At 61.0% G+C, this 21,139-nt stretch carries 22 protein-coding genes and 1 pseudogene; 16 read left to right on the top strand and 7 right to left on the bottom strand.

Annotated elements, in window-relative coordinates; genetic code table 11:
• Positions 1-5 precede the first annotated feature (5 nt).
• Positions 6-524, top strand: coding sequence for a glycosyltransferase family 2 protein (locus AC1DIJ_RS12430; RefSeq protein ID WP_112390542.1), 519 nt, complete (start codon positions 6-8; stop codon positions 522-524).
• A gap of 10 nt (positions 525-534) precedes the next feature.
• Here AC1DIJ_RS12430 and moaB read toward each other — a convergent pair whose 3' ends face one another.
• Genes moaB through AC1DIJ_RS12445 form a run of 3 tightly spaced genes read right to left on the bottom strand, consistent with a single transcriptional unit; the run spans position 535 to position 3,799 of the window.
• On the bottom strand, positions 535-1,080 hold the full coding sequence (moaB, locus tag AC1DIJ_RS12435; RefSeq protein ID WP_112390541.1) for a molybdenum cofactor biosynthesis protein B: 546 nt from the start codon (positions 1,078-1,080) through the stop codon (positions 535-537).
• Between the two features lies 1 nt (position 1,081).
• Positions 1,082-1,960, bottom strand: a complete 879-nt coding sequence (locus tag AC1DIJ_RS12440) for a 4-(cytidine 5'-diphospho)-2-C-methyl-D-erythritol kinase (protein WP_112390540.1) — start codon at positions 1,958-1,960, stop codon at positions 1,082-1,084.
• A gap of 6 nt (positions 1,961-1,966) precedes the next feature.
• A complete protein-coding gene (locus AC1DIJ_RS12445) occupies positions 1,967-3,799 on the bottom strand; it encodes a tetratricopeptide repeat protein (protein ID WP_112390539.1) in 1,833 nt (610 codons plus the stop codon).
• On the opposite strand from AC1DIJ_RS12445, the gene AC1DIJ_RS12450 reads away from it, so the two are divergent.
• On the top strand, positions 3,780-3,929 hold the full coding sequence (locus AC1DIJ_RS12450; protein ID WP_310292348.1) for a hypothetical protein: 150 nt from the start codon (positions 3,780-3,782) through the stop codon (positions 3,927-3,929). The two genes, AC1DIJ_RS12445 and AC1DIJ_RS12450, sit on opposite strands and share 20 nt — an antisense overlap.
• On the opposite strand, the gene AC1DIJ_RS12455 is transcribed toward AC1DIJ_RS12450, so the two are convergent.
• The gene (locus AC1DIJ_RS12455) at positions 3,930-4,946 is read right to left on the bottom strand and encodes a polyprenyl synthetase family protein (protein ID WP_112390538.1); all 1,017 of its coding nucleotides are present in this window, start codon (positions 4,944-4,946) and stop codon (positions 3,930-3,932) included. It abuts the gene before it with no gap.
• Positions 4,947-5,054: 108 nt separating this feature from the next.
• Between AC1DIJ_RS12455 and AC1DIJ_RS12460 the strand changes: the two genes are divergently transcribed.
• Positions 5,055-5,282, top strand: coding sequence for a putative signal transducing protein (locus tag AC1DIJ_RS12460; RefSeq protein ID WP_112390537.1), 228 nt, complete (start codon positions 5,055-5,057; stop codon positions 5,280-5,282).
• A 4-nt stretch (positions 5,283-5,286) separates the two neighbouring features.
• On the top strand, positions 5,287-6,063 hold the full coding sequence (locus tag AC1DIJ_RS12465) for a methyltransferase (RefSeq protein ID WP_112390536.1): 777 nt from the start codon (positions 5,287-5,289) through the stop codon (positions 6,061-6,063).
• Here AC1DIJ_RS12465 and AC1DIJ_RS12470 read toward each other — a convergent pair.
• Positions 6,060-6,527 (bottom strand): hypothetical protein, encoded by a 468-nt coding sequence (locus AC1DIJ_RS12470; RefSeq protein WP_112390535.1) that lies wholly within the window; start codon positions 6,525-6,527, stop codon positions 6,060-6,062. The two genes, AC1DIJ_RS12465 and AC1DIJ_RS12470, sit on opposite strands and share 4 nt — an antisense overlap.
• Positions 6,528-6,630: 103 nt before the next feature.
• Positions 6,631-7,971 (bottom strand): Nramp family divalent metal transporter, encoded by a 1,341-nt coding sequence (locus tag AC1DIJ_RS12475; protein ID WP_112390534.1) that lies wholly within the window; start codon positions 7,969-7,971, stop codon positions 6,631-6,633.
• Positions 7,972-8,158: 187 nt separating this feature from the next.
• On the opposite strand from AC1DIJ_RS12475, the gene AC1DIJ_RS12480 reads away from it, so the two are divergent.
• The 9 genes from AC1DIJ_RS12480 (at position 8,159) to AC1DIJ_RS12520 (ending at position 16,791) form a co-directional block, all read left to right on the top strand.
• Entirely contained in the window at positions 8,159-9,019 is an 861-nt protein-coding gene (locus tag AC1DIJ_RS12480; RefSeq protein WP_112390533.1) for a S49 family peptidase, read from the top strand.
• 22 nt (positions 9,020-9,041) lie between these two features.
• The gene (locus AC1DIJ_RS12485) at positions 9,042-9,233 is read left to right on the top strand and encodes a hypothetical protein (protein ID WP_112390532.1); all 192 of its coding nucleotides are present in this window, start codon (positions 9,042-9,044) and stop codon (positions 9,231-9,233) included.
• A 54-nt stretch (positions 9,234-9,287) separates the two neighbouring features.
• Positions 9,288-9,518: an AbrB/MazE/SpoVT family DNA-binding domain-containing protein gene (locus AC1DIJ_RS12490; protein ID WP_112390531.1), complete on the top strand. Its 231-nt coding sequence runs from the start codon at positions 9,288-9,290 to the stop codon at positions 9,516-9,518.
• Positions 9,515-9,964 carry a PIN domain-containing protein gene (locus AC1DIJ_RS12495; protein WP_112390530.1) on the top strand — a complete coding sequence of 150 codons (450 nt, stop codon included), beginning with the start codon at positions 9,515-9,517 and terminating at the stop codon, positions 9,962-9,964. Before AC1DIJ_RS12490 ends, AC1DIJ_RS12495 begins: the two co-directional genes overlap by 4 nt.
• A gap of 56 nt (positions 9,965-10,020) precedes the next feature.
• The gene (locus AC1DIJ_RS12500) at positions 10,021-10,980 is read left to right on the top strand and encodes a glycine--tRNA ligase subunit alpha (RefSeq protein WP_112390529.1); all 960 of its coding nucleotides are present in this window, start codon (positions 10,021-10,023) and stop codon (positions 10,978-10,980) included.
• 98 nt (positions 10,981-11,078) lie between these two features.
• Positions 11,079-12,854 carry a DUF2207 family protein gene (locus AC1DIJ_RS12505; RefSeq protein ID WP_112390528.1) on the top strand — a complete coding sequence of 592 codons (1,776 nt, stop codon included), beginning with the start codon at positions 11,079-11,081 and terminating at the stop codon, positions 12,852-12,854.
• Positions 12,855-12,925: 71 nt separating this feature from the next.
• Positions 12,926-13,477: a LemA family protein gene (locus AC1DIJ_RS12510; protein ID WP_112390527.1), complete on the top strand. Its 552-nt coding sequence runs from the start codon at positions 12,926-12,928 to the stop codon at positions 13,475-13,477.
• A gap of 86 nt (positions 13,478-13,563) precedes the next feature.
• Positions 13,564-14,826: a 3-phosphoshikimate 1-carboxyvinyltransferase gene (locus AC1DIJ_RS12515; RefSeq protein ID WP_112390526.1), complete on the top strand. Its 1,263-nt coding sequence runs from the start codon at positions 13,564-13,566 to the stop codon at positions 14,824-14,826.
• Positions 14,827-14,865: 39 nt separating this feature from the next.
• A complete protein-coding gene (locus tag AC1DIJ_RS12520; RefSeq protein WP_112446112.1) occupies positions 14,866-16,791 on the top strand; it encodes a DUF2207 domain-containing protein in 1,926 nt (641 codons plus the stop codon).
• 33 nt (positions 16,792-16,824) lie between these two features.
• On the opposite strand, the pseudogene AC1DIJ_RS12525 reads toward AC1DIJ_RS12520, so the two are convergent.
• Positions 16,825-16,956: pseudogene (locus AC1DIJ_RS12525) on the bottom strand (endonuclease domain-containing protein); the annotation flags it as partial.
• An 82-nt stretch (positions 16,957-17,038) separates the two neighbouring features.
• On the opposite strand from AC1DIJ_RS12525, the gene purD reads away from it, so the two are divergent.
• The 3 genes from purD (at position 17,039) to AC1DIJ_RS12540 (ending at position 21,049) form a co-directional block, all read left to right on the top strand.
• Positions 17,039-18,310 carry a phosphoribosylamine--glycine ligase gene (purD, locus tag AC1DIJ_RS12530; protein ID WP_112386506.1) on the top strand — a complete coding sequence of 424 codons (1,272 nt, stop codon included), beginning with the start codon at positions 17,039-17,041 and terminating at the stop codon, positions 18,308-18,310.
• Between the two features lie 108 nt (positions 18,311-18,418).
• Positions 18,419-18,886 carry a plant virulence effector HPE1-like domain-containing protein gene (locus AC1DIJ_RS12535; RefSeq protein ID WP_112386505.1) on the top strand — a complete coding sequence of 156 codons (468 nt, stop codon included), beginning with the start codon at positions 18,419-18,421 and terminating at the stop codon, positions 18,884-18,886.
• Between the two features lie 345 nt (positions 18,887-19,231).
• Positions 19,232-21,049 carry a methyl-accepting chemotaxis protein gene (locus tag AC1DIJ_RS12540; protein ID WP_112386504.1) on the top strand — a complete coding sequence of 606 codons (1,818 nt, stop codon included), beginning with the start codon at positions 19,232-19,234 and terminating at the stop codon, positions 21,047-21,049.
• Positions 21,050-21,139: the final 90 nt, after the last annotated feature.

A 21,139-nucleotide genomic window follows, 5' to 3' on the forward strand; every position in this document is an offset into this window, starting at 1 on the left:
AGGCAATGTTGACAGTTGTTCTCGAGTGCCAGGATCAGGAACCGGAGCTGGCGCAGACGTTATCGGTGCTGGTTGCAGGCGCGGTCGAAGGCCTTGTCAGCGATGTCGTGGTGCTTGATCACGGCTCGCGAGACGGCACTTCGCGGGTGGCGGACGCGGCCGGTTGCCGCTTTCATTCTGAGTGGGATATCAATGACATATTGCGCTCGGCGCGTGGCGAATGGCTGCTCTTCGTCGAGCCCGGCGCACGCCCGCAGGCTGGCTGGATCGACGAGATCGCCGAATATGTGGCGCTGAACAGATTGCCCGCCCGCTTCACCGCCTCGCGTGCCTATCGCCGTCCGCTGCTGCAGCGTCTCGGCCGCTCGGTGCCGCCGCTGGAGCTTGCCTATCTTGTCCCCAAGAACCAGGCGATCGCCTCGGCAAAGAGCGGCATGCGGCTGTCGGAATTTCCCAAGGGGCAGAAGCTCAGGCAGCTTTCCAGTGAATTGATTCCTTCCTGGGTGGCGCGCGCGGCGCGCTAAGCCTCGGGAATCAGCCGCCGCGCTTCAGATGCTCGTCGAGCCGCGGCATGATCTCCACGAAATTGCAGGGCATGTGCCGGTAGTCGAGCTGTGCCTTCAATATCCCGTCCCAGGCATCCTTGCAGGCGCCGGGAGAGCCCGGCAGCACGAAGATGAAGGTGGCATTGGCAACGCCTGCGGTGGCGCGTGACTGGATCGTCGAGGTGCCGATCTTGTCATAGGAGATGCGGTGAAACACCTCCGAGAAGCCGTCCATGCGCTTCTCGAACAGCGGCTCCAGCGCTTCAGGCGTCACGTCGCGGCCGGTAAAGCCGGTTCCGCCGGTGGTGATGACGACGTCGATGCCGTCGGTCTCCGTCCAGGCCTTTACGCGCGCTGCGATCGCCTGTCTGTCATCCTGCACGATGGCGCGGTCGATGAGCTTGTGACCAGCCTCGGCGATGCGGGCAGCCAGCGTATCGCCCGACTTGTCGTTCTCCAGGCTGCGGGTATCGGAGACGGTCAGCACGGCGATGCCGACGGGGATGAACGGGCGGTTTTCGTCTATGCCAGGCATGTCACTCTCCCGCGGCTGTTTCCGTTGCCTGGAAATACCAGTCCGGCCGCAGCCTGTGAAGCTGCTGCTCGGCCGCTTCAGCCGCCGCAAGGGAGGGGAAGATGCCAAAGCATGTGGCGCCGGAGCCGGACATGCGCACGAGCGCGGCGCCGCAATCGGCAAGTAGCCCGGCGATCTTGCCGATCTCAGGGGTCAGGCTGCGGGCCAGCGGCTCGAGGTCGTTGCGGTTGGCGGCAATCGCCTGCATCCAGTCGCCAGAAAGGTCGAGCGGCGGATTGTTCTTCTCCGTCAGCAGCCGGAAAATCGCAGGAGTCGAAACCGCTTTCAAAGGGTTGGCCAAAACCAGGAACAGCCGGGGGAGGGCGACGCGCTCGATCTCCTCGCCGATGCCGCGGGCAATCAGCGGCCTGCTTTCCAGGCACATCGGCACATCGGCGCCAAGCTGCAGCGCCAGCGCGGCGAGCTGATCGGCGGGTACGCGGACATTCCAGAACCGCTGCAATCCGCGCAGCGCCGCAGCCGCATCGGCCGAGCCGCCACCGATCCCTGAAGCGATGGGTAGGTTTTTCTCAAGACGGATGGTAACGGCGGGCGCATGGCCGCCCTGGGCAAGCACCGCCTGACGCAGAAGATCGCGCGCCCTCAGTACCAGATTGCTGCCCGGCTCGCCGCCGAGGTCAGCGGCAAAGCGCCCGCCCAAGGTAAAGCCGTCTCTATCGGCAGAAGTAAAGCTCAGCCGGTCGCCATGCGCCGTGAAGGTCACCAGCATGTCGAGCAGATGGTAACCATCGTCTCTCTGGCCCGTCACATGCAGGGCCAGATTGATTTTCGCAGGCGCGTCTTCAGTCACCGTGAAACGGCGGCTCTCCGCATCCGGCATGCGCTATCAGGACTTCTTGTCGACAGGCGGCGGAGCGACCGGCGCCGGGTCCGGCTGCTTCTTGTCCGCAGACTTGGCGTCGTCGTTCTCGGGCTTCAGGCCGTTGGCGATCTTGTCCTTGATCTTCGGGATCTCGGCTTCCTCGGGCTGCGAGTTCAGCGCCCGGTTCCACTGATAGACGGCCTCGAGCTTGCGGCCGACATGCCAGTAGGCGTCGCCGAGGTGGTCGTTGATCGTCGCGTCGCCAGCCTTGATTTCAGCGGCCTTCTCCAACTCACCGACGGCGTCGTCGAAACGGTTGAGGCGGTAGTAGGCCCAGCCCAGCGAGTCGATGATGTAGCCGTCGTCAGGGCGCAGATCGACGGCCTTCTTGATCATCGTCAGGCCTTCGTCGAGGTTCTTGTTCATGTCGATCCAGGAATAGCCCAGATAGTTCAGAACCTGCGGCTGGTCCGGATTGAGCTCCAGCGCCTTGCGGAAATTCGGCTCGGCCTGATCCCACTTCTTCAGCCGCTCATAGGCGATGCCGCGCTGGAAGAACACGGTCCAGTCGGAGCGGCCCGGCAGCGCGCCGATTGCCTCGACGGCCTTGTCGTAATTGGCTGCCATCGCCGGATAGTCCTTGGCGTCCGAGAGGACGCTGCCATAGGCGAGGTAGCTGCGGATATCGCTCGGGTCGGAGGTGATCAGCTGCTGCAGATGCTTGCGGGCCTCGTCAACCTTGCCGCCTTGGGCGAGCGCCAGGCCGAGCTGCAGTTCCGAGATGCGGCGCATCGGCGAATCCGCCGGAACCTTCTGATAGAACTCGATGGCGCGGTCCATCTGTTCCTGCTTCTCGGCAATGCCGCCGAGCAGAACCAGCGTATCGGGGCTGTCGGGATCAAGCGCATTGGCGGTCTGCAGGTAGAGCGAAACGATGTCTTCGGCACCATCGCGGTTCAGCGCGGCGCCGACGGAGAAGAGCACGGCAGCCGCACCCTGTGCAGCGTTCTCGACCTGCTGCTTCGGCTTTTCGCCGCTTTCGATGCTCTGGCGCAGCGCCTTCAGCGGCGCATAGTTCGGCAGCAGGTTATCGCCGACGGAGATGGCATCCAGTGCCTTCTGCTTATTGCCCTGCGATGCCTCGAGGCGTGCCAGCGCCATGATCGAGCGCATGAAAGTGTCGGGCGCGGTCGCGCCGCCATCCTTGTCGAGCACGGCATCGTTCAGATGCTTGCGAGCGGAGGCGATATTGCCGTTGACGATGGCGATCGCGCCGGCATGGTAGTTCTGGAAGATGCGGAACCAGTCCGGTCCCTTCATCTTCTCGACCATCGCCAGCGCTTCCTTGCCGCGTCCGGCGCCAAGGCGCGACCAGGCTGACAGCAGGTCGTTCATCATCCGGTCCAGATCGTTCGGACCATCATATTTCAGGATCGCTTCGGCGCCCTTGTAGTCGCCGCGGCTGACGGCATCCATGCTGCGCACGACCGTCGTCACGCGCTCGATGCTCGGGTCGAGTTTCAGTTCGTTGGCGTATTTGACGCCTTCCTTGAAATCGCCGCTGAGCAGCAGCGAGATCATCAGGCGCTGGCGGATTTCCGGATTGCCCGGCTCGATCTGCAGCGCCTTCTTGTAGAGCTCGATTGCCGTCTTGTAGTCGTGATCGACATCGGCGGTGCGGGCAGCAAGGAAGGCACCGGAGAAGGTGGAAACCGTATCCGGATCGAACATCACGGTCGGGCTGGCTTCTTCCGTCTTCGCCGCGTCTTCGGCATGCGCGCCGGTCAATGCGCCGAGCGAAAGGACGGCTGCAAGGGCTGCGCTCGAAAGAAGACGGATGGCAAATCTCTGCCGCATTAGAAAACCTCTCTTCAATGCAGCCGGCAAAGCTCCGGCCGCGAAATCAGCTGCGATGACTGATTCACAACAGGATGGCTTTTTTGAAGCGGCCCTGCAACAAAATCAGCCCGCGATCAAAGACCTTTGATTAGTTGACGCGCTCGATGCAGAAGTCGATGACTTCCATCATGGCCGATTTCCAGGGCGTATCCGGAAGCGGCGCCAGGGCGTCGCGCGCGATCGTGCCATAGTGGACCGCCCGGGCGATCGTATCGTTCAGCGTGCCGTATTTGGTGATCAGGCCGAGTGCCTTTTCGAGGTTCGCATCGGTGCTGTTGCCGCCCTCGATCGCATCGCGCCAGAAGGCGCGCTCTTCCTGCGTGCCGCGGCGGTAGGCCAGGATAACAGGAAGGGTGATCTTGCCCTCGCGGAAATCGTCACCGACATTCTTGCCGAGATCAGCAGCCTTGCCGCCGTAATCCAGCGCATCGTCGACCAGCTGGAAGGCGAGGCCGAGATTCATGCCGTAGGACTTCATCGCGTTGCGGCCGGACTTGCCGGCCTCGGCAACGATCGGGCCGACTTCGGCCGCCGCGGCAAAGAGAGCCGCCGTCTTGGCGCGGATGACCGAGAGATAGTCGTCCTCGGTGGTTTCCATGTTCTTGGCGACGGAAAGCTGCAGCACTTCGCCCTCGGCGATGACGCAGGCAGCCGATGAGAGAACGTCGAGCGCATCGAGCGAGCCGACATCGACCATCATGCGGAAGGCCTGGCCGAGCAGGAAGTCGCCGACCAGAACGCTGGCTTGGTTGCCCCAGATGGTGCGGGCGGTGGACTTGCCGCGGCGCAGATCGCTTTCGTCCACCACGTCGTCATGCAAGAGCGTTGCCGTGTGCATGAATTCGACCGAGGTCGCGAGCTTGATGTGGTTTTCGCCCTTGTAGCCGAACAGACAGGACGATGCGAGCGTCAGCATCGGGCGCAGACGCTTGCCGCCGGAGGAGATCAGGTGGTTGGCAACCTCCGGGATCATCTGTACGTCGGAACCGGCCTTGGAAAGGATAAGCTGGTTCACCCGATCCATATCCGCCTTTGTCAAATCGACCAGCGGCTTGACGGATGCCAGTTTGTTTTTGCTTTCTTCAAGCGGTATGACCACGCCCAACGACCCGGACTCCTGTTCACTCATTGAGTTCGACAATAGAAAGGGGCGGGAGAAGCGGCAAGGGGTGAATTGTCGCGTAGCGCAAATTTGAAACGGAATTGACCGCAAATGCATGAACTTATCCGCGCCAACGATCCCGTCCTGCTCTCTTTTGCGGAGAGCCTGTTAAAGGACGCCGGAATTCACTGCTTCGTGGCCGATCAGGGCATGAGCATTCTGGAAGGTTCGCTCGGCATGCTGCCGCGCCGCCTGCTGGTTGACGACGAGCGCGCCGCCCAGGCCCGCCGCATCCTCACCGATGCCGGTCTGGCCGACGAGCTGCGCGCGGAAAAGTGAGCCGATGGCGCCAGCGGTTTCCGAAACGATCGATGCCTTCCACCGCGGCGGCTTCCATATCGTCCAGCCGAAGGGCCGGGGTCATCGCTCGGGCATGGATGCCATGCTGCTCGCCGCATTGGTTGCCGACGACAGGACTATGAAGGTCGCCGATCTCGGAGCGGGTGCCGGGGCGGCCGGTCTTGCGGTGGCGTCGAGACTGCCGAAGGCGCAAGCCGTGCTGTTCGAGCGTTCGTCCGAAATGGCCGATTATGCGAGGCGCAGTATCGCGCTGCCCGACAATGCCCATATGGCGGGCCGTGTCTCCGTCGTCGAAGCCGATGTGACGCTGACCGCCAAGGCCCGCAACGACGCCGGGCTGCTCGACGAGGTCTTCCACCACGTCATCATGAACCCGCCCTTCAACGATGCAGGCGACCGCAAGACGCCCGATGCCCTGAAGGCGGAAGCGCATGCGATGACATCAGGACTGTTCGAGAGCTGGATCCGCACCGCCGGCGCCATCATGATCCCCGGCGGCCAGCTGTCGCTGATCGCCCGCCCGGAATCGATCGCCGAGATCATCGCCTCCTGCGGCCGCCGCTTCGGCGGCATCGAGATCACCGCCATCCATCCGCGCCAGGGCGAAAACGCGGTCCGCATCCTGGTGACCGCGATCAAGGGTTCGCGGGCGCGGCTGTCGCTGCGCGCGCCGCTGATCATGCACGAAGAGGGGAGCCACAAGTTCTCCCCTCTCGTCGATGATTTCAACAACGGCCGCGCGGCCTATGAGCGGCTTTAGAACTCACGCATAGGGTCTGCCAGACTCGGATTCTTGAGGACCCGATCTGAGACATCCAGAAATGTGTCAACGATTAGCCCAGGCCTTGGTCCGGTTGCGGCCGCAGGAAGCAGGTAGCGAAGGCCAAAGTTTGTGTCTTTGCCATGCAGTTCGGCAAGCCGGGATAGAAATTCCTCGACAAGTTCTTCGGGGCTGCCACGGAAGTCGTCGTCCCATCGAGCGCTTTCGCGCGCCGCTTCCCAGGCCAATACTGCGCTATCTTTAGCTAGCTCCCTGATTGTTCGAGCGCGTTCATCGGCCCACAGCTTCTTTAGATCATGGCCATAAGCAGATCCGACAGCGCCTGCGGACATTCCTGCTCGAAAGTGAGGGAACTTGAGCAACAGCTCGATGCCATGCGCAGCTAGGTGCAGAGTTGGCGCTAACAGCAGCTTCGGGCGATCCTCATATTCTGAGGATCGCATAAGGGTCTCGGCAGCCGCCAAGAACTGCTTGGATCGTGCAATGACCTTGCCTTGGTCGCTTTCAAGAAAATCGGTCGCAGTTATGGCAATTGCGTCATGAAGGTTAGCCGATCACGAAATCCAGCAGCAGCTTGATATTCAGCCCGGCGATGACGATGGCGATCAGATAGGCGATTGCCGAGAGCCAGCGGGGCGCCACGAGCTCGCCCATCTTCGCCTTGCTGGCGGTGAACATTACCAGCGGGAAGACAGCGAAGGAGAGCTGCAGGCTGAGCACCACCTGCGTAAGGATCAGCAGTTCCGCCGTCCCCGCATCGCCATACCAGATGGTGACGAAGGCGGCGGGAATGATGGCGATCGCCCGGGTGACGAGACGGCGCACCCATGGCTGCACCTTCATCTTGATGAAGCCTTCCATGACGATCTGGCCGGCAAGCGTTGCCGTCACCGTCGAATTCAGGCCGCAGCAGAGCAGGGCGATACCGAACAGCGTCGGGGCAATCGCAAGGCCGAGCAGCGGCGCCAGCAGCGAATGCGCTTCGCCGAGTTCCACCACGTCAGTCTGGCCGTTGGCATTGAAGGCGGCAGCGGCCAGGATCAGGATCGAGGCATTGATCAGCAGCGCGAAACACAGCGCAACCGTCGAGTCGATCGTCGCAAACGTCAGCGCCTCGCGCTTTTCCGGCAGCGTGTGGCCGAAGTCGCGGGTCTGCACGATGCCGGAATGCAGGTAGAGATTATGCGGCATGACGGTGGCGCCAAGGATGCCGAGCGCCAGATAGAGCATCTCCGGATTGGTGACGATCTCGGTCGTCGGGAAGAAGCCGGTCAGCACGGCGCCCCACTGCGGATCGGCGAGCAGGATCTGTACGCCGAAGCAGACGGCTATGACGCCGAGCAGGGTGATGATGAAGGCCTCGACCCAGCGGAAACCCATTTTCTGCAGATAGAGAATGAGGAAGACGTCGAGTGCGGTGATCAGCACGCCGAGTTCCAGCGGCACGCCGAAGATCAGGTTGAGGCCGATCGCTGTGCCGATCACCTCGGCGATATCGGTGGCGATGATGGCGATTTCCGCGAATGCCCAGAGTGGAATGGAAACCCACTTCGGAAACGCATCGCGGCAGGCCTGCGCCAGATCTCGGCCGGAAGCGATGGCAAGACGCGCGCAAAGCGATTGCAGCACGATCGCCATCAGGTTCGACAGCAGCGCCACCGTCAGCAGCGCATAGCCGAACTTTGAGCCGCCGGCGAGCGACGTCGCCCAGTTGCCGGGGTCCATATAGCCGACCGCGACCATGTAGCCCGGACCGGCGAAGGCGGCGATCCTGCGGAGTTTCGATCCGTCGCGTCTTGTGTTGACGCTGCGATAGACGTCGGAGAGCGAAGCCTCCTCGCGGTCGAACCGCCAGCCGCCTTTTCTCTGCGGATTCAAAACATCCATGTCATTTCCACCTGTTTCCTATTCTCGCACTATGACCGATTAGAATGATAATGCAAGTCATTCGCAACAAGAAATCGCAACAACGGTCATTCGCCTGCATTCCGGGTCTTTTCGGAATGCACCCATTGCGTTTGCCGTTCCGCTGCATACATGGATTGCGACGCCGAAACGCGAAGAAGGATTTGAAATGGCCGGATTTTTGAGAAAGCTGATGCCGAAGCGCTTCCGAAAGGAAGGGGTGGTTATTCCCGTCGTCAGGCTCCAGGGCGCCATCATGAACGGCGGCAACCAGTTCCGCCCGGCACTCAATCTGGCCTCGGTCGCGCCGATGCTGGAAAAGGCTTTCTCCGTGAAGGATGCACCGGCTGTCGCGATCTCCATCAACTCGCCGGGCGGCTCGCCGGTGCAGTCGCGTCTTATCTTCACCCGCATCCGCGAGCTCGCCCGCGAGAAGCAGAAGAAGGTGCTGGTCTTCGTCGAGGATGTCGCGGCCTCTGGCGGTTACATGATCGCGCTGGCCGGTGACGAGATCATCGCCGACCCGACCTCGATCGTCGGCTCGATCGGCGTCGTCTCCGGCGGCTTCGGCTTTCCGGAGCTTCTGAAGAAGATCGGTGTCGAGCGCCGCGTCTATACCGCCGGCGAAAACAAGGTGATCCTCGATCCCTTCCAGCCGGAGAAGGAAAAGGACATCGAATATCTGAAGACCCTGCAGCTCGAGATCCATCAGGTCTTCATCGCGATGGTGCGCGAGCGCCGCGCCGGCAAGCTGAAGGATGACGAGACGGTTTTCTCCGGCCTGTTCTGGACCGGAACCCGCGGCTTGGAACTCGGCCTGATCGACGGCCTTGGTGACATGCGGCAGGAGCTGAAGAAGCGCTACGGCCACAAGACCAAGCTGGAACTCGTCACCGCCGCCCGCGGTCTCTTCGGCCGCCGCGTTCCCGGCATCTCCAGCATGTCGCTCGATGGTGCGGCATCCGGTCTCGCGACGGGACTTGTCGAAGCGGCCGAAGAAAAGGCATTGTGGAGCCGGTTCGGACTATAAGAAGGGGCGAAACGAGGGGGCAATGGCGCAGCTTTTTACGATTATCATCCTGATATGCGCCGGCTGGTGGCTCTACCGCCGCTTCATCTCCGACGCCCAGCGCCTGCAGGAAAAATCCCGCCGCGCCGAAAAGGAACGCCAGACGGGCGCTGTCGGTACGCTGGTGAAGGATCCGGTGACGGGGGAGTACCGGGTGAAGCGGGAGGAGGAGTAGCTTTTAGCGTCATATAATGATATACATTCTTAATGTATATCATGGAGTGCGGTCATGCAGGTTGCGAAATGGGGTAACAGTCTTGCTGTACGGATCCCGTCAGCAGTAGCCGACGCGCTGGGCCTGAGAGAAGGCGATGACATCGCGATCAGGATTGCCGGTGACCGCTCCTTCGAGATTGAGCGCAACGATACGCGCTCCACAGCACTCGCGAAAATCCGGTCGCTCAAAATCAAGCTGCCGGAAGGCTGGAAGTTCGGTCGGGATGAAGCAAATCAGCGATGAGATCAATCTCGCCGCATTTCCTCGACACCAACATCCTGATTTACGCGGTCAGCGACGACCCAAAGTCCATGGTGGCTGGTGAGCTTCTTGAGCGGCCGTTCATTATCAGCGCTCAGGCGCTCAATGAGTTCGCTAATGCCGCTCACAAGAAGCTCGGCATGTCGTGGCAGGATATTGGGGAGCTGCTGCAAAACGTCGTGACTGTTGCGGCGGCTGTCGTCGCAGTCGACGAGACGTTATCTCAGGAGGCCGTCGTACTTGCCGCCCGGTATAATCTTTCCTTCTACGATGCCGCCATGATAACTGCGGCGCTTCGTACTCAATGCGAGTGCTTCTATTCGGAAGACATGCACGATGGGCTCGTGATCGAGAGCCGCCTGACGATAACAAATCCATTCAAGGCGGCTGCGAAGAATGAGGCGCAGGGTCAAATTCAAAAGCCTTGACCCTTGTCCCCCGCCGTGGCACCTGTCCCGGCAAAATAAGCAACCGGTGACTTCCAATGTCTGCATCGATCCCCGACCATATGAACCCGAAGCGCTCCTTCCAGGCGTTGATCCTCACCCTGCATAATTACTGGGCGGACAAGGGTTGTGCGGTTCTGCAGCCTTACGACATGGAAGTCGGCGCCGGTACGTTCCATCCGGCAACCACGCTGCGCGCGCTCGGCCCGAAGCCGTGGAAGGCTGCCTATGTCCAGCCGTCACGCCGCCCGTCCGATGGCCGCTACGGTGAAAACCCGAACCGCCTGCAGCACTACTACCAGTATCAGGTCATCCTGAAGCCGAACCCGCCGAACCTGCAGGAGCTTTATCTCGGCTCGCTGGCGGCGATCGGCCTCGATCCGCTGCTGCACGATATCCGTTTCGTCGAAGACGACTGGGAAAGCCCGACGCTGGGCGCCTGGGGTCTCGGCTGGGAATGCTGGTGCGACGGCATGGAAGTCTCGCAGTTCACCTATTTCCAGCAGGTTTGCGGTCTCGAATGCTCGCCGGTCGCGGGTGAGCTGACCTACGGTCTCGAGCGCCTCGCCATGTATGTCCAGGGCGTCGACAACGTCTACGACCTGAACTTCAACGGCCGCGATGGCGATGAGAAGATCAGCTATGGCGACGTCTTCCTGCAGGCCGAGCAGGAATATTCCCGCCACAATTTCGAATTCGCCAATACCGAGATGCTGCATCGCCACTTCATCGATGCCGAAAAGGAATGCCAGGCGCTTCTCGCCGCCGGCGCCCCCGGCGACAGCGACAATCACCGCCTCCACAAATGTGTCTTTCCGGCTTACGACCAGTGCATCAAGGCGTCTCACGTCTTCAACCTGCTCGATGCCCGCGGCGTGATCTCGGTCACCGAACGCCAGGGCTACATCCTGCGCGTCCGCACGCTGGCCAAGGCCTGCGGCGAAGCGTTTCTGCTGACGGATGCCGGTGGGGTGAACCTGGCGAAAGACGCCGCCTGATACGCTTGCGTTAGGCGGGCGCAATCGAAGTTGCAAAATGCCCCGCGGGGCGGTCTCTTGCTAATATAGATTTCTCGCAAGATTCGGTGCCTCTATTGATGCGCAATATCGCCCCGACTACCGGGCTCATAGCCTGTCGGCCCGTAAAGATAGCCGTCTGGCTGGCGTCGATTATTGCGTTGATAGCATTGACGGGATGCAGCGATTTCAAGCGGGAATTCATGATAACGTCGGCCAATGCAAAGGTCCGGATCGGAACTGATGGTACGGCCGTAGCAAGCGAGACGTTCGGGATTCTTGTCAGAGACCGAAACAACTACGGCGGGGTCTACGTCGACATTCCAGAACGGTTTTTTAATGCGACGGGATCGCATTGGCGGGATCTTCAGCTTCTGGCAGCGCGAAGAGACGGCGAGGATGAATACTATTCGATAGAAAACGGTTTGCCTGGTCATTCGGTTTATGTCGGCCGACGGCACTGCCGTCATTGCCATTCGGATCTGCCCATCGGGCCCATGAAGATAGCCATCGACTACAAGCTCGATCGTCTCGTGCACGACGAGAACGATCGGCAGATTCTCGTTCTTCCGGCGTACATGGCCAGTATACATGATCAGAATGGAAGCAAATCGTTGACCTTCGAAGTGCCGAAGGGTGGGGTAAAGCGTCCTTCGGCTGCGTCGGCGTCGTACGACGTCACGCTCGATAGCGAAGGCAAATTGGTTGTCTATTTTCCTGCCCGTCAAAGCCGGCTCCCGCCTCCAGATATCGAGATAGAGTATCCGAAGGGTACTTTCGCGCCGGCTGGATCTGGATACCGGGCATGGTGGTGGGTCTCCGATCAGTTGCTTTCGTTTGCTAGCCTGCTTGGCCCTCTTTTTGTTTTCACCTTCCTGGTGTTGCGATTGACGTTTCGTACAGCGCCCGTGCGTGTTGATGCAGACGGGCGAGACTTGATTGAAGGCGTCTCCCCCGGCCTTGCAGGCTTCGTCTATCACAATCAAGCGCCTCAAGCGCGGAGGTCGGGTTTGATGGCCTCCATTTGTGCGCTCGCGATCATGGGAAAATTGAGACTCACGGAACTCGGAGAGCAGGCCGATGTCTTTGATATGACAAAGGGCATCAGCCGAAGCAGGCGCCGAATGCCTTCGGCCCCGCCATCAATGAAATCGGCGATGGCCTGTGTGCGGGATAGGGCCTGGAGAAAAGGCCATACCGCGCTCAGGGATGTTCTCGATCGATATGGTTCTGCTTTCCAGCAGTCTGTCGCTGAAGAATATCGGGCGCTACGCGACAGTCGTCTGAATGTAAGCTTATGGTTGATGGCGCCTACCGCTGCCGCAGGCGCTTTCGTCGCCTATCTTGCTGGGTTGACTACCTTTGCCTTGGCCATTTGCGGTGTGCTTCTCGTCATGGCGATGCTCGTCACTGCCGTGTTGCATCCTGAGCGCCTTCCGAAATTCGACTGGAGTTGGCACCAGCTGAAGAACACGTTGGGAGTGGTGATCGGTCTTCCGGTGATTGCCGCCGTCGCAGTTGTATATATCGTTAGAAATCCCGTTACAGGCGATCAAGTGCCCTATCTCACGGTTATTGGTGCCGACTTGACAGGTATCGTGCTGATGCTTGTGTTTGCATGCTTTTCTACGCCTAAGCAACGCTGGCTCAAAGGGCAGGTGTCCCGCCTGCGTTCGTATTTGCTGGGCGAGACGACCGGTCCTGAGATGTCGGTCGCGGTCTATGAGCGTCATCTGCCTTTTGCTTTGGCGCTCGGCGTCGAAGCCAGCTGGACAAGCCGCTTCAATCGGTGGCGGAAAGAAACCGGCATGGAAACCTATGCGCCCGAATGGCTTGCGCCGCAAAACTCTGTATAGAGTTGCACCTGTCTCATGACTTTGGTTGCCGAAGCGGCTAGCCTATTTCCCAGCCGAATGGGAGCTCTTTCATGTACATCATACTTGGCCTGATCGTCCTGATCGCCCTCTATGCCATTTTCATCTATAATGGCCTCGTCCGTGCCCGTCAGATGGCTGAGGAGGCATGGTCAGGCATCGATGTGCAGCTGAAGCGCCGTGCCGATCTGATCCCGAACCTGATCGAGACGGTCAAGGGCTACGCCACCCACGAAAAGAGCACGCTGGAAGAGGTGGTCGCGTTGCGCAACAAGGCGCAGGCGGTTCCCGCCGGTGACGTTGCGGGCAGGGCGCAGGCGGAAGGTCTGCTGGGTCAGGCGCTCGGCCGGGTCATCGCGCTTGCCGAAGCCTATCCGGATCTGAAGGCGAACACGAACTTCGCCGAGCTGCAGACCTCGCTGGAAACCATGGAAAGCGAAATCCAGATGGCCCGCCGCTACTATAACGGTGCCGCGCGTGATCTGAACGTCAAGGTCGAGAGCTTCCCCTCCAATCTGGTTGCCGGTCAGTTCGGTTTCCAGAAAAAGGAATATTTCGAGATCACCAACGAGGCCGATCGCGCCGTCCCGACGGTCAAATTCTGACGTTTGCCTTTGCGCAAAAGCTGCTATGAGCAGGGCCGGTCACGGCCGCGGAATGGCCAAGCGCAATGGACGGAACAGACAGCGTCATGGGTACAGACAAGAAACTCACCATCATCCCGGTCAAGGCGCCGCTCGAAGGCCGCGCGGTGCCTCCCGGTTCCAAGTCGATCACCAACCGGGCGCTGCTGCTTGCCGGTCTCGCCAAGGGCACCAGCCGGCTGACCGGCGCGCTGAAGAGCGACGATACCCGCTATATGGCCGAAGCCCTGCGCGCCATGGGTGTTCAGATCGACGAGCCCGATGACACCAGCTTCGTCGTCACCGGCAACGGCAAGCTGCTGGCGCCGAAGGAACCGCTGTTCCTGGGCAACGCCGGAACCGCCACCCGCTTCCTCACCGCTGCCGCCGCGCTCGTCGATGGCACCGTTGTCGTCGATGGCGACCAGCACATGCGCAAGCGCCCGATCGGCCCGCTGGTCGATGCGCTGCGCACGCTCGGCATTGATGCCAGCACGGCAACAGGCTGCCCGCCGGTGACCGTCAACGGCACCGGCACGTTCGATGCCACCCGCATCGAGATCGATGGCGGCCTCTCCAGCCAGTATGTCTCGGCCCTCTTGATGATGGCCGCCGGTGGCGACAAGTCCGTCACGATCGAGCTGCTCGGCGAGGATATCGGCGCTCTCGGCTATATCGACCTGACGACCTCGGCGATGCGTGCCTTCGGCGCCAAGGTCGAGAAGACCAGCGAGGTCACTTGGCGCGTCGAGCCGACCGGCTACACCGCCGCCAACTACGTCATCGAGCCGGATGCTTCGGCCGCGACCTATTTCTGGGCCGCCGAGGTGCTGACCTCGGGCAAGATCGATCTTGGCGTTCCCAATGCCGCCTTCACGCAGCCGGATGCCAAGGCCTACGACGTCATCGCAAAGTTCCCGAACCTGCCGGCCGAAATCGACGGCTCGCAGATGCAGGATGCGGTGCCGACGCTCGCCGTTCTCGCGGCCTTCAACAACACGCCGGTCCGTTTCGTCGGCATCGCCAATCTGCGCGTCAAGGAATGCGATCGTATCCGCGCGCTATCGACCGGTCTGACGCAGATCCGAGCCGGTCTGGCACGCGAGGAAGGCGACGACCTGATCGTCAATGCCGATCCGACGCTTGCCGGTCAGCACCTGCCGGCGTCGATCGATACCTTCGCCGATCACCGCATCGCCATGAGCTTTGCGCTGGCCGGGCTGAAGATCGACGGCATCACCATTCTGGATCCGGATTGCGTCGGCAAGACGGTTCCGGCCTATTGGCGCATGCTGGCAGCACTCGGCGTCACCTACGCCAACGAAAGTTGAGATAGCAAAGCGGCAGCTGCCGCGATCGGGGAGGGTGGAATGATCCTGCGGTCTTTGGGCGTGTGCCTGGCGTTGTTTATGGCGCTGACGGTGCGCACGGCACTCGGCGCGGAGATCATCTCCTCCTTCAATTCCGATATCCGGCTCGAAAAGAGCGGGGCGATGACGGTGGCCGAGACCATCACCGTCAATGCCGAAGGCAATCGCATCCGCCGCGGCATCTTCCGCGATTTCCCGCTGACCTTCACCGATGAGAACGGCCGCCTCCGCAGCGTCGATTTCGACGTCGTTTCGGTGACCCGTGACGGCAATGACGAGCCCTGGAAGACGGAATCGATCTCCGGCGGCATCCGCATCTATGCCGGTTCGGAAGAAGTGATGCTTTCGCCCGGCCGCCATCAATATGTCTTCACCTACAGGACGAACCGGCAGATCCGCTATTTCGCCGATCATGACGAACTCTATTGGAACGTCACCGGTAACGGCTGGATCTTTCCGATCATGGCCGCCACCGCGACGGTCAATCTGCCTGATGGCGTCAGCGCCACCGATACCAATGTCTTCACCGGCCCCTTCGGCGCGAAGGACAAGAACGCCCGCGTTTCCGGCACCAGCACGCGCCCGGTCTTTTCCACGACGCAGCCGCTGAACGCCGAGGAGGGACTGACGATCGCCGTCAAGTTTCCGAAGGGCGCCATCGATCCGCCGAGCGAATCCGATCAGAACATGTGGTGGCTGAAGGATAACCGCGATTACTTCATCGGCTTCGGCGGCCTCATCCTGGTCTTCCTCTATTACACCCGCTCTTGGCTGAGGGTCGGGCGCGATCCGGCCCGCGGTGTCGTCGTGCCGCGCTGGGATGCGCCCGACAATATCTCTCCGGCGCTGGTCAATTACATCGACAACAAGGGCTTCTCCGGCCAGGGCTGGACGGCGCTGTCGGCGAGCGCGCTGAACCTTGCGGTGCGCGGCTTCGTCGTGCTTGAGGATCTCAAGCAGTCGATCGTCATCCGCCGCACCGACAAGCCCAATGTCGGCCAAAAATTCGAGGCGGGCGAGGCGAGCCTGCTGAATGCCGTCGGCAGCCGGGGATCGCTCACCATCGACAAGGCCAATGGCGAGCGGGTGAAATCCGTCGGCCAGAATTTCCGCTCGGCGATCGAGCGCGAACATCGCGGCAAATATTACAACGCCAATACCGGTTATGTGACCGGCGGCGTCGTTCTCAGTGTTGCGGTGCTGATTATCCTCTTCGTCTTCGGCTCGCTGCAGCCGGATACGATCGCGCTGATGATCATCCCGATCGCCGTCGTCGCCTTCCTCTCACTCTTCGTTGCCGGTTTCGCAAAATCTTTCCGGCGCGGCCATTCGCTCGGCTCGAAGATCATGTCGGTCGTGGCGATCGGTATTGGCGGCTTCATCGGTTTCTCCATCGTCTCCTCATTGGCGCTTGCTCTCTTTTCGTCGCTGATGGAGCTTCACGAAACGCCGATGCTCTTCGCGGTCGGCGGCATCGTCTTCCTCAACATGCTCTACGTCTTCATTATGGGCGCCCCGACCATGCTCGGCGCCAAGATGATGGATGGTATCGATGGTCTCCGGCAATATCTGACGCTGGCCGAGAAAGACCGGATGAACATGGCGGGCGCGCCAGAGATGTCGCCGCAGCATTTCGAGAAGCTGTTGCCTTATGCGGTGGCGCTCGGTGTCGAGAAGCCCTGGAGTCGAACCTTCGAAACCTGGCTGGCGGCTGCAGGCGCGGCGGCCTATGCGCCCGCCTGGTATTCCGGCAATTTCAACAGCGGCAGTTTCTCGGATCGCATCGGCGGCTTCTCGTCCTCAATGGCCTCCACCATCGCCTCGACGATCCCGAGCCCGCCGCCATCGAGCTCGTCCTCGGGCTTCTCCGGCGGTGGCGGCTCATCCGGTGGCGGCGGAGGCGGCGGCGGTGGGGGAGGCTGGTAGTTGGCTGGGCTTCGCCCTGACGTACTACCGCACCGCCCCCTCATCCGCCCTTCGGGCACCTTCTCCCCGAGGGGAGAAGGAGAGTTGCCGCGACGTTCCCGATCCCTTCTCCCCAGCGGGGAGAAGGTGGCCGGTAGGGCCGGATGAGGGGGCCGCGCGGCACATAGGAGCCTATTAATCACCCCAACACTTGACCTTTCGCCCCGCTCCGCTTAACCGCCAAGCGGAAAACGGAAAGGGATCGCGCATGAAGGTTCTGTTGATCGGTTCGGGCGGCCGCGAGCATGCTCTCGCCTGGAAGCTGGCGCAATCGCCGCTGCTGACGGAACTCCATGCGGCACCCGGCAATCCCGGCATTGCCGAGCATGCGGTCCTCGCCCCCATCAATACCGAAGACCAGGACGCGGTCATCGCCTTCTGCCGCGACAAGGCGATCGATTTCGTCGTCGTCGGCCCCGAAGCGCCGCTGGTCGCAGGATTGGCCGATAGGCTGCGCGCTGCCGGTTTCAAGGTCTTCGGCCCGTCCGCGGCCGCCGCCCAGCTCGAGGGATCCAAGGGTTTCACCAAGGATATCTGCGCCCGCTACGATATCCCGACCGGCGCCTATCAGCGTTTCAACAACGCGCCGAAGGCTAAGGCCTATATCCGCGAACAGGGCGCCCCGATCGTCGTCAAGGCCGATGGTCTGGCGGCCGGCAAGGGCGTCACCGTTGCGATGACCGTCGATGAGGCGCTGGCCGCCGTCGACGACTGTTTCGAAGGCGCCTTCGGCGCTGCCGGTGCCGAAGTCGTGGTTGAGGCCTATCTCGATGGCGAGGAAGCCAGCTTCTTCTGCCTCTCGGACGGCAAGCATGCGCTGGCGTTGGCAACGGCCCAGGATCACAAGCGCGTCGGCGAGGGCGATACCGGCATCAATACCGGCGGCATGGGTGCCTATTCTCCGGCACCTGTGATGACCGAAGAGATGGTCGAGCGCACGATGAAGGAAATCATCGAGCCGACCATGCGCGGCATGGCCGAGAGCGGCTATCCGTTCCAGGGCGTGTTCTTCGCCGGTCTGATGATCACCGCCAGGGGTCCGGAACTGATCGAATACAACGTCCGCTTCGGCGATCCGGAATGCCAGGTGCTGATGATGCGGCTGAAGAGCGATCTGCTGCCCCTGCTGCTCGCCTGCGCCGAGGGCACGCTGGATCAGGCAAGTGCTGAATGGAGCGACGATCCGGCGCTTACGGTGGTCATGGCCTCCAAGGGCTATCCGGGTTCCTATGACAAGAACACGCCGATCGCCTCAATCCCGGAAGCGGGCGAGGGGGCCAAGGTCTTCCATGCCGGCACGGCGCTGAAGGACGGCGAGCTCGTTGCCACCGGTGGCCGCGTACTCAACGTCACGGCAACGGGCACCAGCGTCAGCGATGCCAAGCGCCATGCCTATGCGCTGCTCGATCAGGTCGAGTGGGACAACGGCTTCTGCCGCCGTGATATCGGCTGGCGCGCAGTCGAGCGCGAAAATACTTAAGAGCTGGCCCGAAATCGGGTCAGTTCGCTAAATTTTTACCCTTTCCCCTGACCGGATGGAAATAAAGACGCGCTATTCTCCTGTTCATAGTCAGACGGAGTAGCGTTCATGCGTCAGTTCATCCTCGGTGCGGCAATCGCGCTTATCGCCGGTTCGGCAATGGCATCGTCCATCGATGTCATCAAGCCAACCGCGCCTGAAGGCAATGGCAGCATTCTCAAGGAAACCTGCACCAGCTGCCCGCCGCTTGCCGTCACCGAACGCAAGAAGGATTACACCGTTCCGACCCTGGCGTCCGGTTCGCTGCAGGCCAGTGAACTGCGCGATGTCGGCGGCGAAAAGAAGCTCTACCGCACCGAAGGCTGGATGGGCGGATCGCCCGTGGTCTTCGTCACCAAGGCAACGCCCGAAGTCCTGCAGGCTTTCGACAAGAGTGCCACGCCCGCAGAAGGCATCGATCCTACCGCCACGACCTCGGTCATCGGCCTCGACGCCAAGCCAGCCACGGCAGGTATGACGGCAGAGACGGAACAAACCGCGCCGTTGGACATTTCCTCCTTCAAGCTGCGCATGTAGCAGCAAAAAGTTCCCTGCCCCTGACCCGGTCAAGGTTTGATCGCTGGGGTCCGCTTAGCGCGGATTGAATGCGCTCCTGAGAGAAGCAGGGGCGCATTCTTTATTTTGATTGAATGATAAATTACGCATACAACGCATGCGCTTATGCGAAAAAACGGGACTCATAATTGACCGTTCCGCGCGCCGATATCGTTAAGGCATCGTTTAACCATTCACCATAATTCTAGCCACCGGAGGCCGGAGCGAGCATGATTGCGCTTGCTGAAAGTGCGTGGTGACACGTGCAAAGGACGGGAGTTTCCCGATCCGGTGTTTTATAAATTTCACCACTTTCGCGAGACAATTATGAAAAAGCTTAAAATTGCCCATCAGCTTTTTGCTCTTGTCGGTGTCCTCATGGCGGCCTTTGCGGTTGCCACCTATTTCCAGATCCGCACAACGTCGCAATCCATCTACGAAGACCGCTTCGATCTGCTGCGTACGCAGGTCGAGTCTGGCATCTCCATCCTGAACACCTATTATGAGCGTGAGAAGGCAGGCGAGATGACGCATGAGGCCGCCCAGGCCGAGGCGTTCAAGGTTCTCTCCAAGGTCAAGTTCGACCCGAACGGCTATCTCTTCGGCTTCGACTACAACGTCTTCCAGCGCTTCCATCCAAGCCCGGTCAATATCGGCAAGGACATGAGCGGCCAGGTCGACAAGCGCGGCACCCATTTCAGCAAGGAAATGGTCGAAAAGGGCAAGGCCGGCGGCGGCGAGACGATCTATTTCTGGAGCAAGCCCGGGCAGCCCGAGACGGAAGTGTTCCTGAAGGGCGCCTATTCCAAGGCCTTCGATCCCTGGCAGCTGGTCGTCGGCTGCGGCGTCTATTTCGATGACCTGCAGGCGCAGATCGACGCGACGCTGTGGAAGGCCTTCATTGCCTGCGGCATCGTCTTCCTGGCCGGCATCGGCGCCGCGTTCTACTTCATCCGCGGCATTTCCAGGCCGCTCAAGGATGTCCACGAAGCACTTGAGGCCGTTGCCAACGAGCGCGTCGATGCAAAGATCCCGCATACCGAACTCAACAACGAAGTCGGCATGATGGCCCGCGCCACACGGTCACTGCAGGAAAAGGTTCGCGAACGTCATGCCATGACAGAGCGCGAAGCGGTTCAGCAGCTTGAGCTCGAGAGTGAGCGCGAAAGCAACCAGCGCAGCCAGCGTGATGAAGCTCTGGCGCAGACACGCGTCGTCACCACCATCGGCCAGGCGCTGGAACAGATCGCTCAGGGTGACCTGACAGTTCGTTGCGGCGACATCGGCCAGAAATACGCAGCCCTCCGCGACAATTTCAACGAGGCTCTCTCGCACCTCGAGGCGGCCATGGCCAAGGTCAGTGCCAAGGGCAGCGATATCGGCATGGCGAAGGAAGAGATCCGCCGCGCATCCGGTGAACTCTCGCAGCGCACCGAGCGTCAGGCTGCCAGCCTGGAAGAAACTTCGGCTGCTCTCGACGAGCTCACCGTTGCCGTCCGCCAGACGGCCGAGGGCGCCCATGAAGCCAGCAAGCGGGTTCATGCCGTCAGCACCGAAGCCAGCCGCAGCGACGCGGTTGTTACAGAAGCGATCAGCGCCATGAGCGGCATCGAGAAGTCTTCCGACGAGATCGGCAAGATCATCGGCGTCATCGACGAGATCGCCTTCCAGACCAACCTGCTGGCACTTAATGCTGGTGTCGAGGCAGCGCGTGCCGGTGAATCCGGTAAGGGCTTTGCCGTCGTCGCTCAGGAAGTCCGCGAACTGGCCCAGCGCTCTGCCGCTGCCGCCAAGGAGATCAAGGATCAGATCGCCCGCTCCTCCAGCCAGGTCGACCAGGGTGTCCGCCTCGTCGGTGAAGCTGGTGAAGCCCTGAAGCGCATCTCCGATCAGATCAAGTCGGCCAACGAAATCGTCGCCAAGATCGCCCACAGCGCGTCCGAACAGGACTCCACGCTGCGCTCGATCTCCTCCTCGATGAACCAGCTGGATGCGGCAACGCAGCAGAACGCAGCGATGGCCGAAGAGACCACCGCTTCGGCTGAAACACTCGCTGCCGATACCGACGAACTGCTCGGCCTGATCCGTGGCTTCCGCATCGGAAACACCCAGCAGGACGTGATACGCACACGCCGCGCTGCCTGATTTCCGCGCTCCAAAATACGCGATAACAGATGATCTGAAATCACCGGGCAATTGCCCGGTGATTTCGAATAACTATATGATTTAAAATGA

It is taken from the genome of Rhizobium sp. 10N427, from assembly GCF_056394605.1.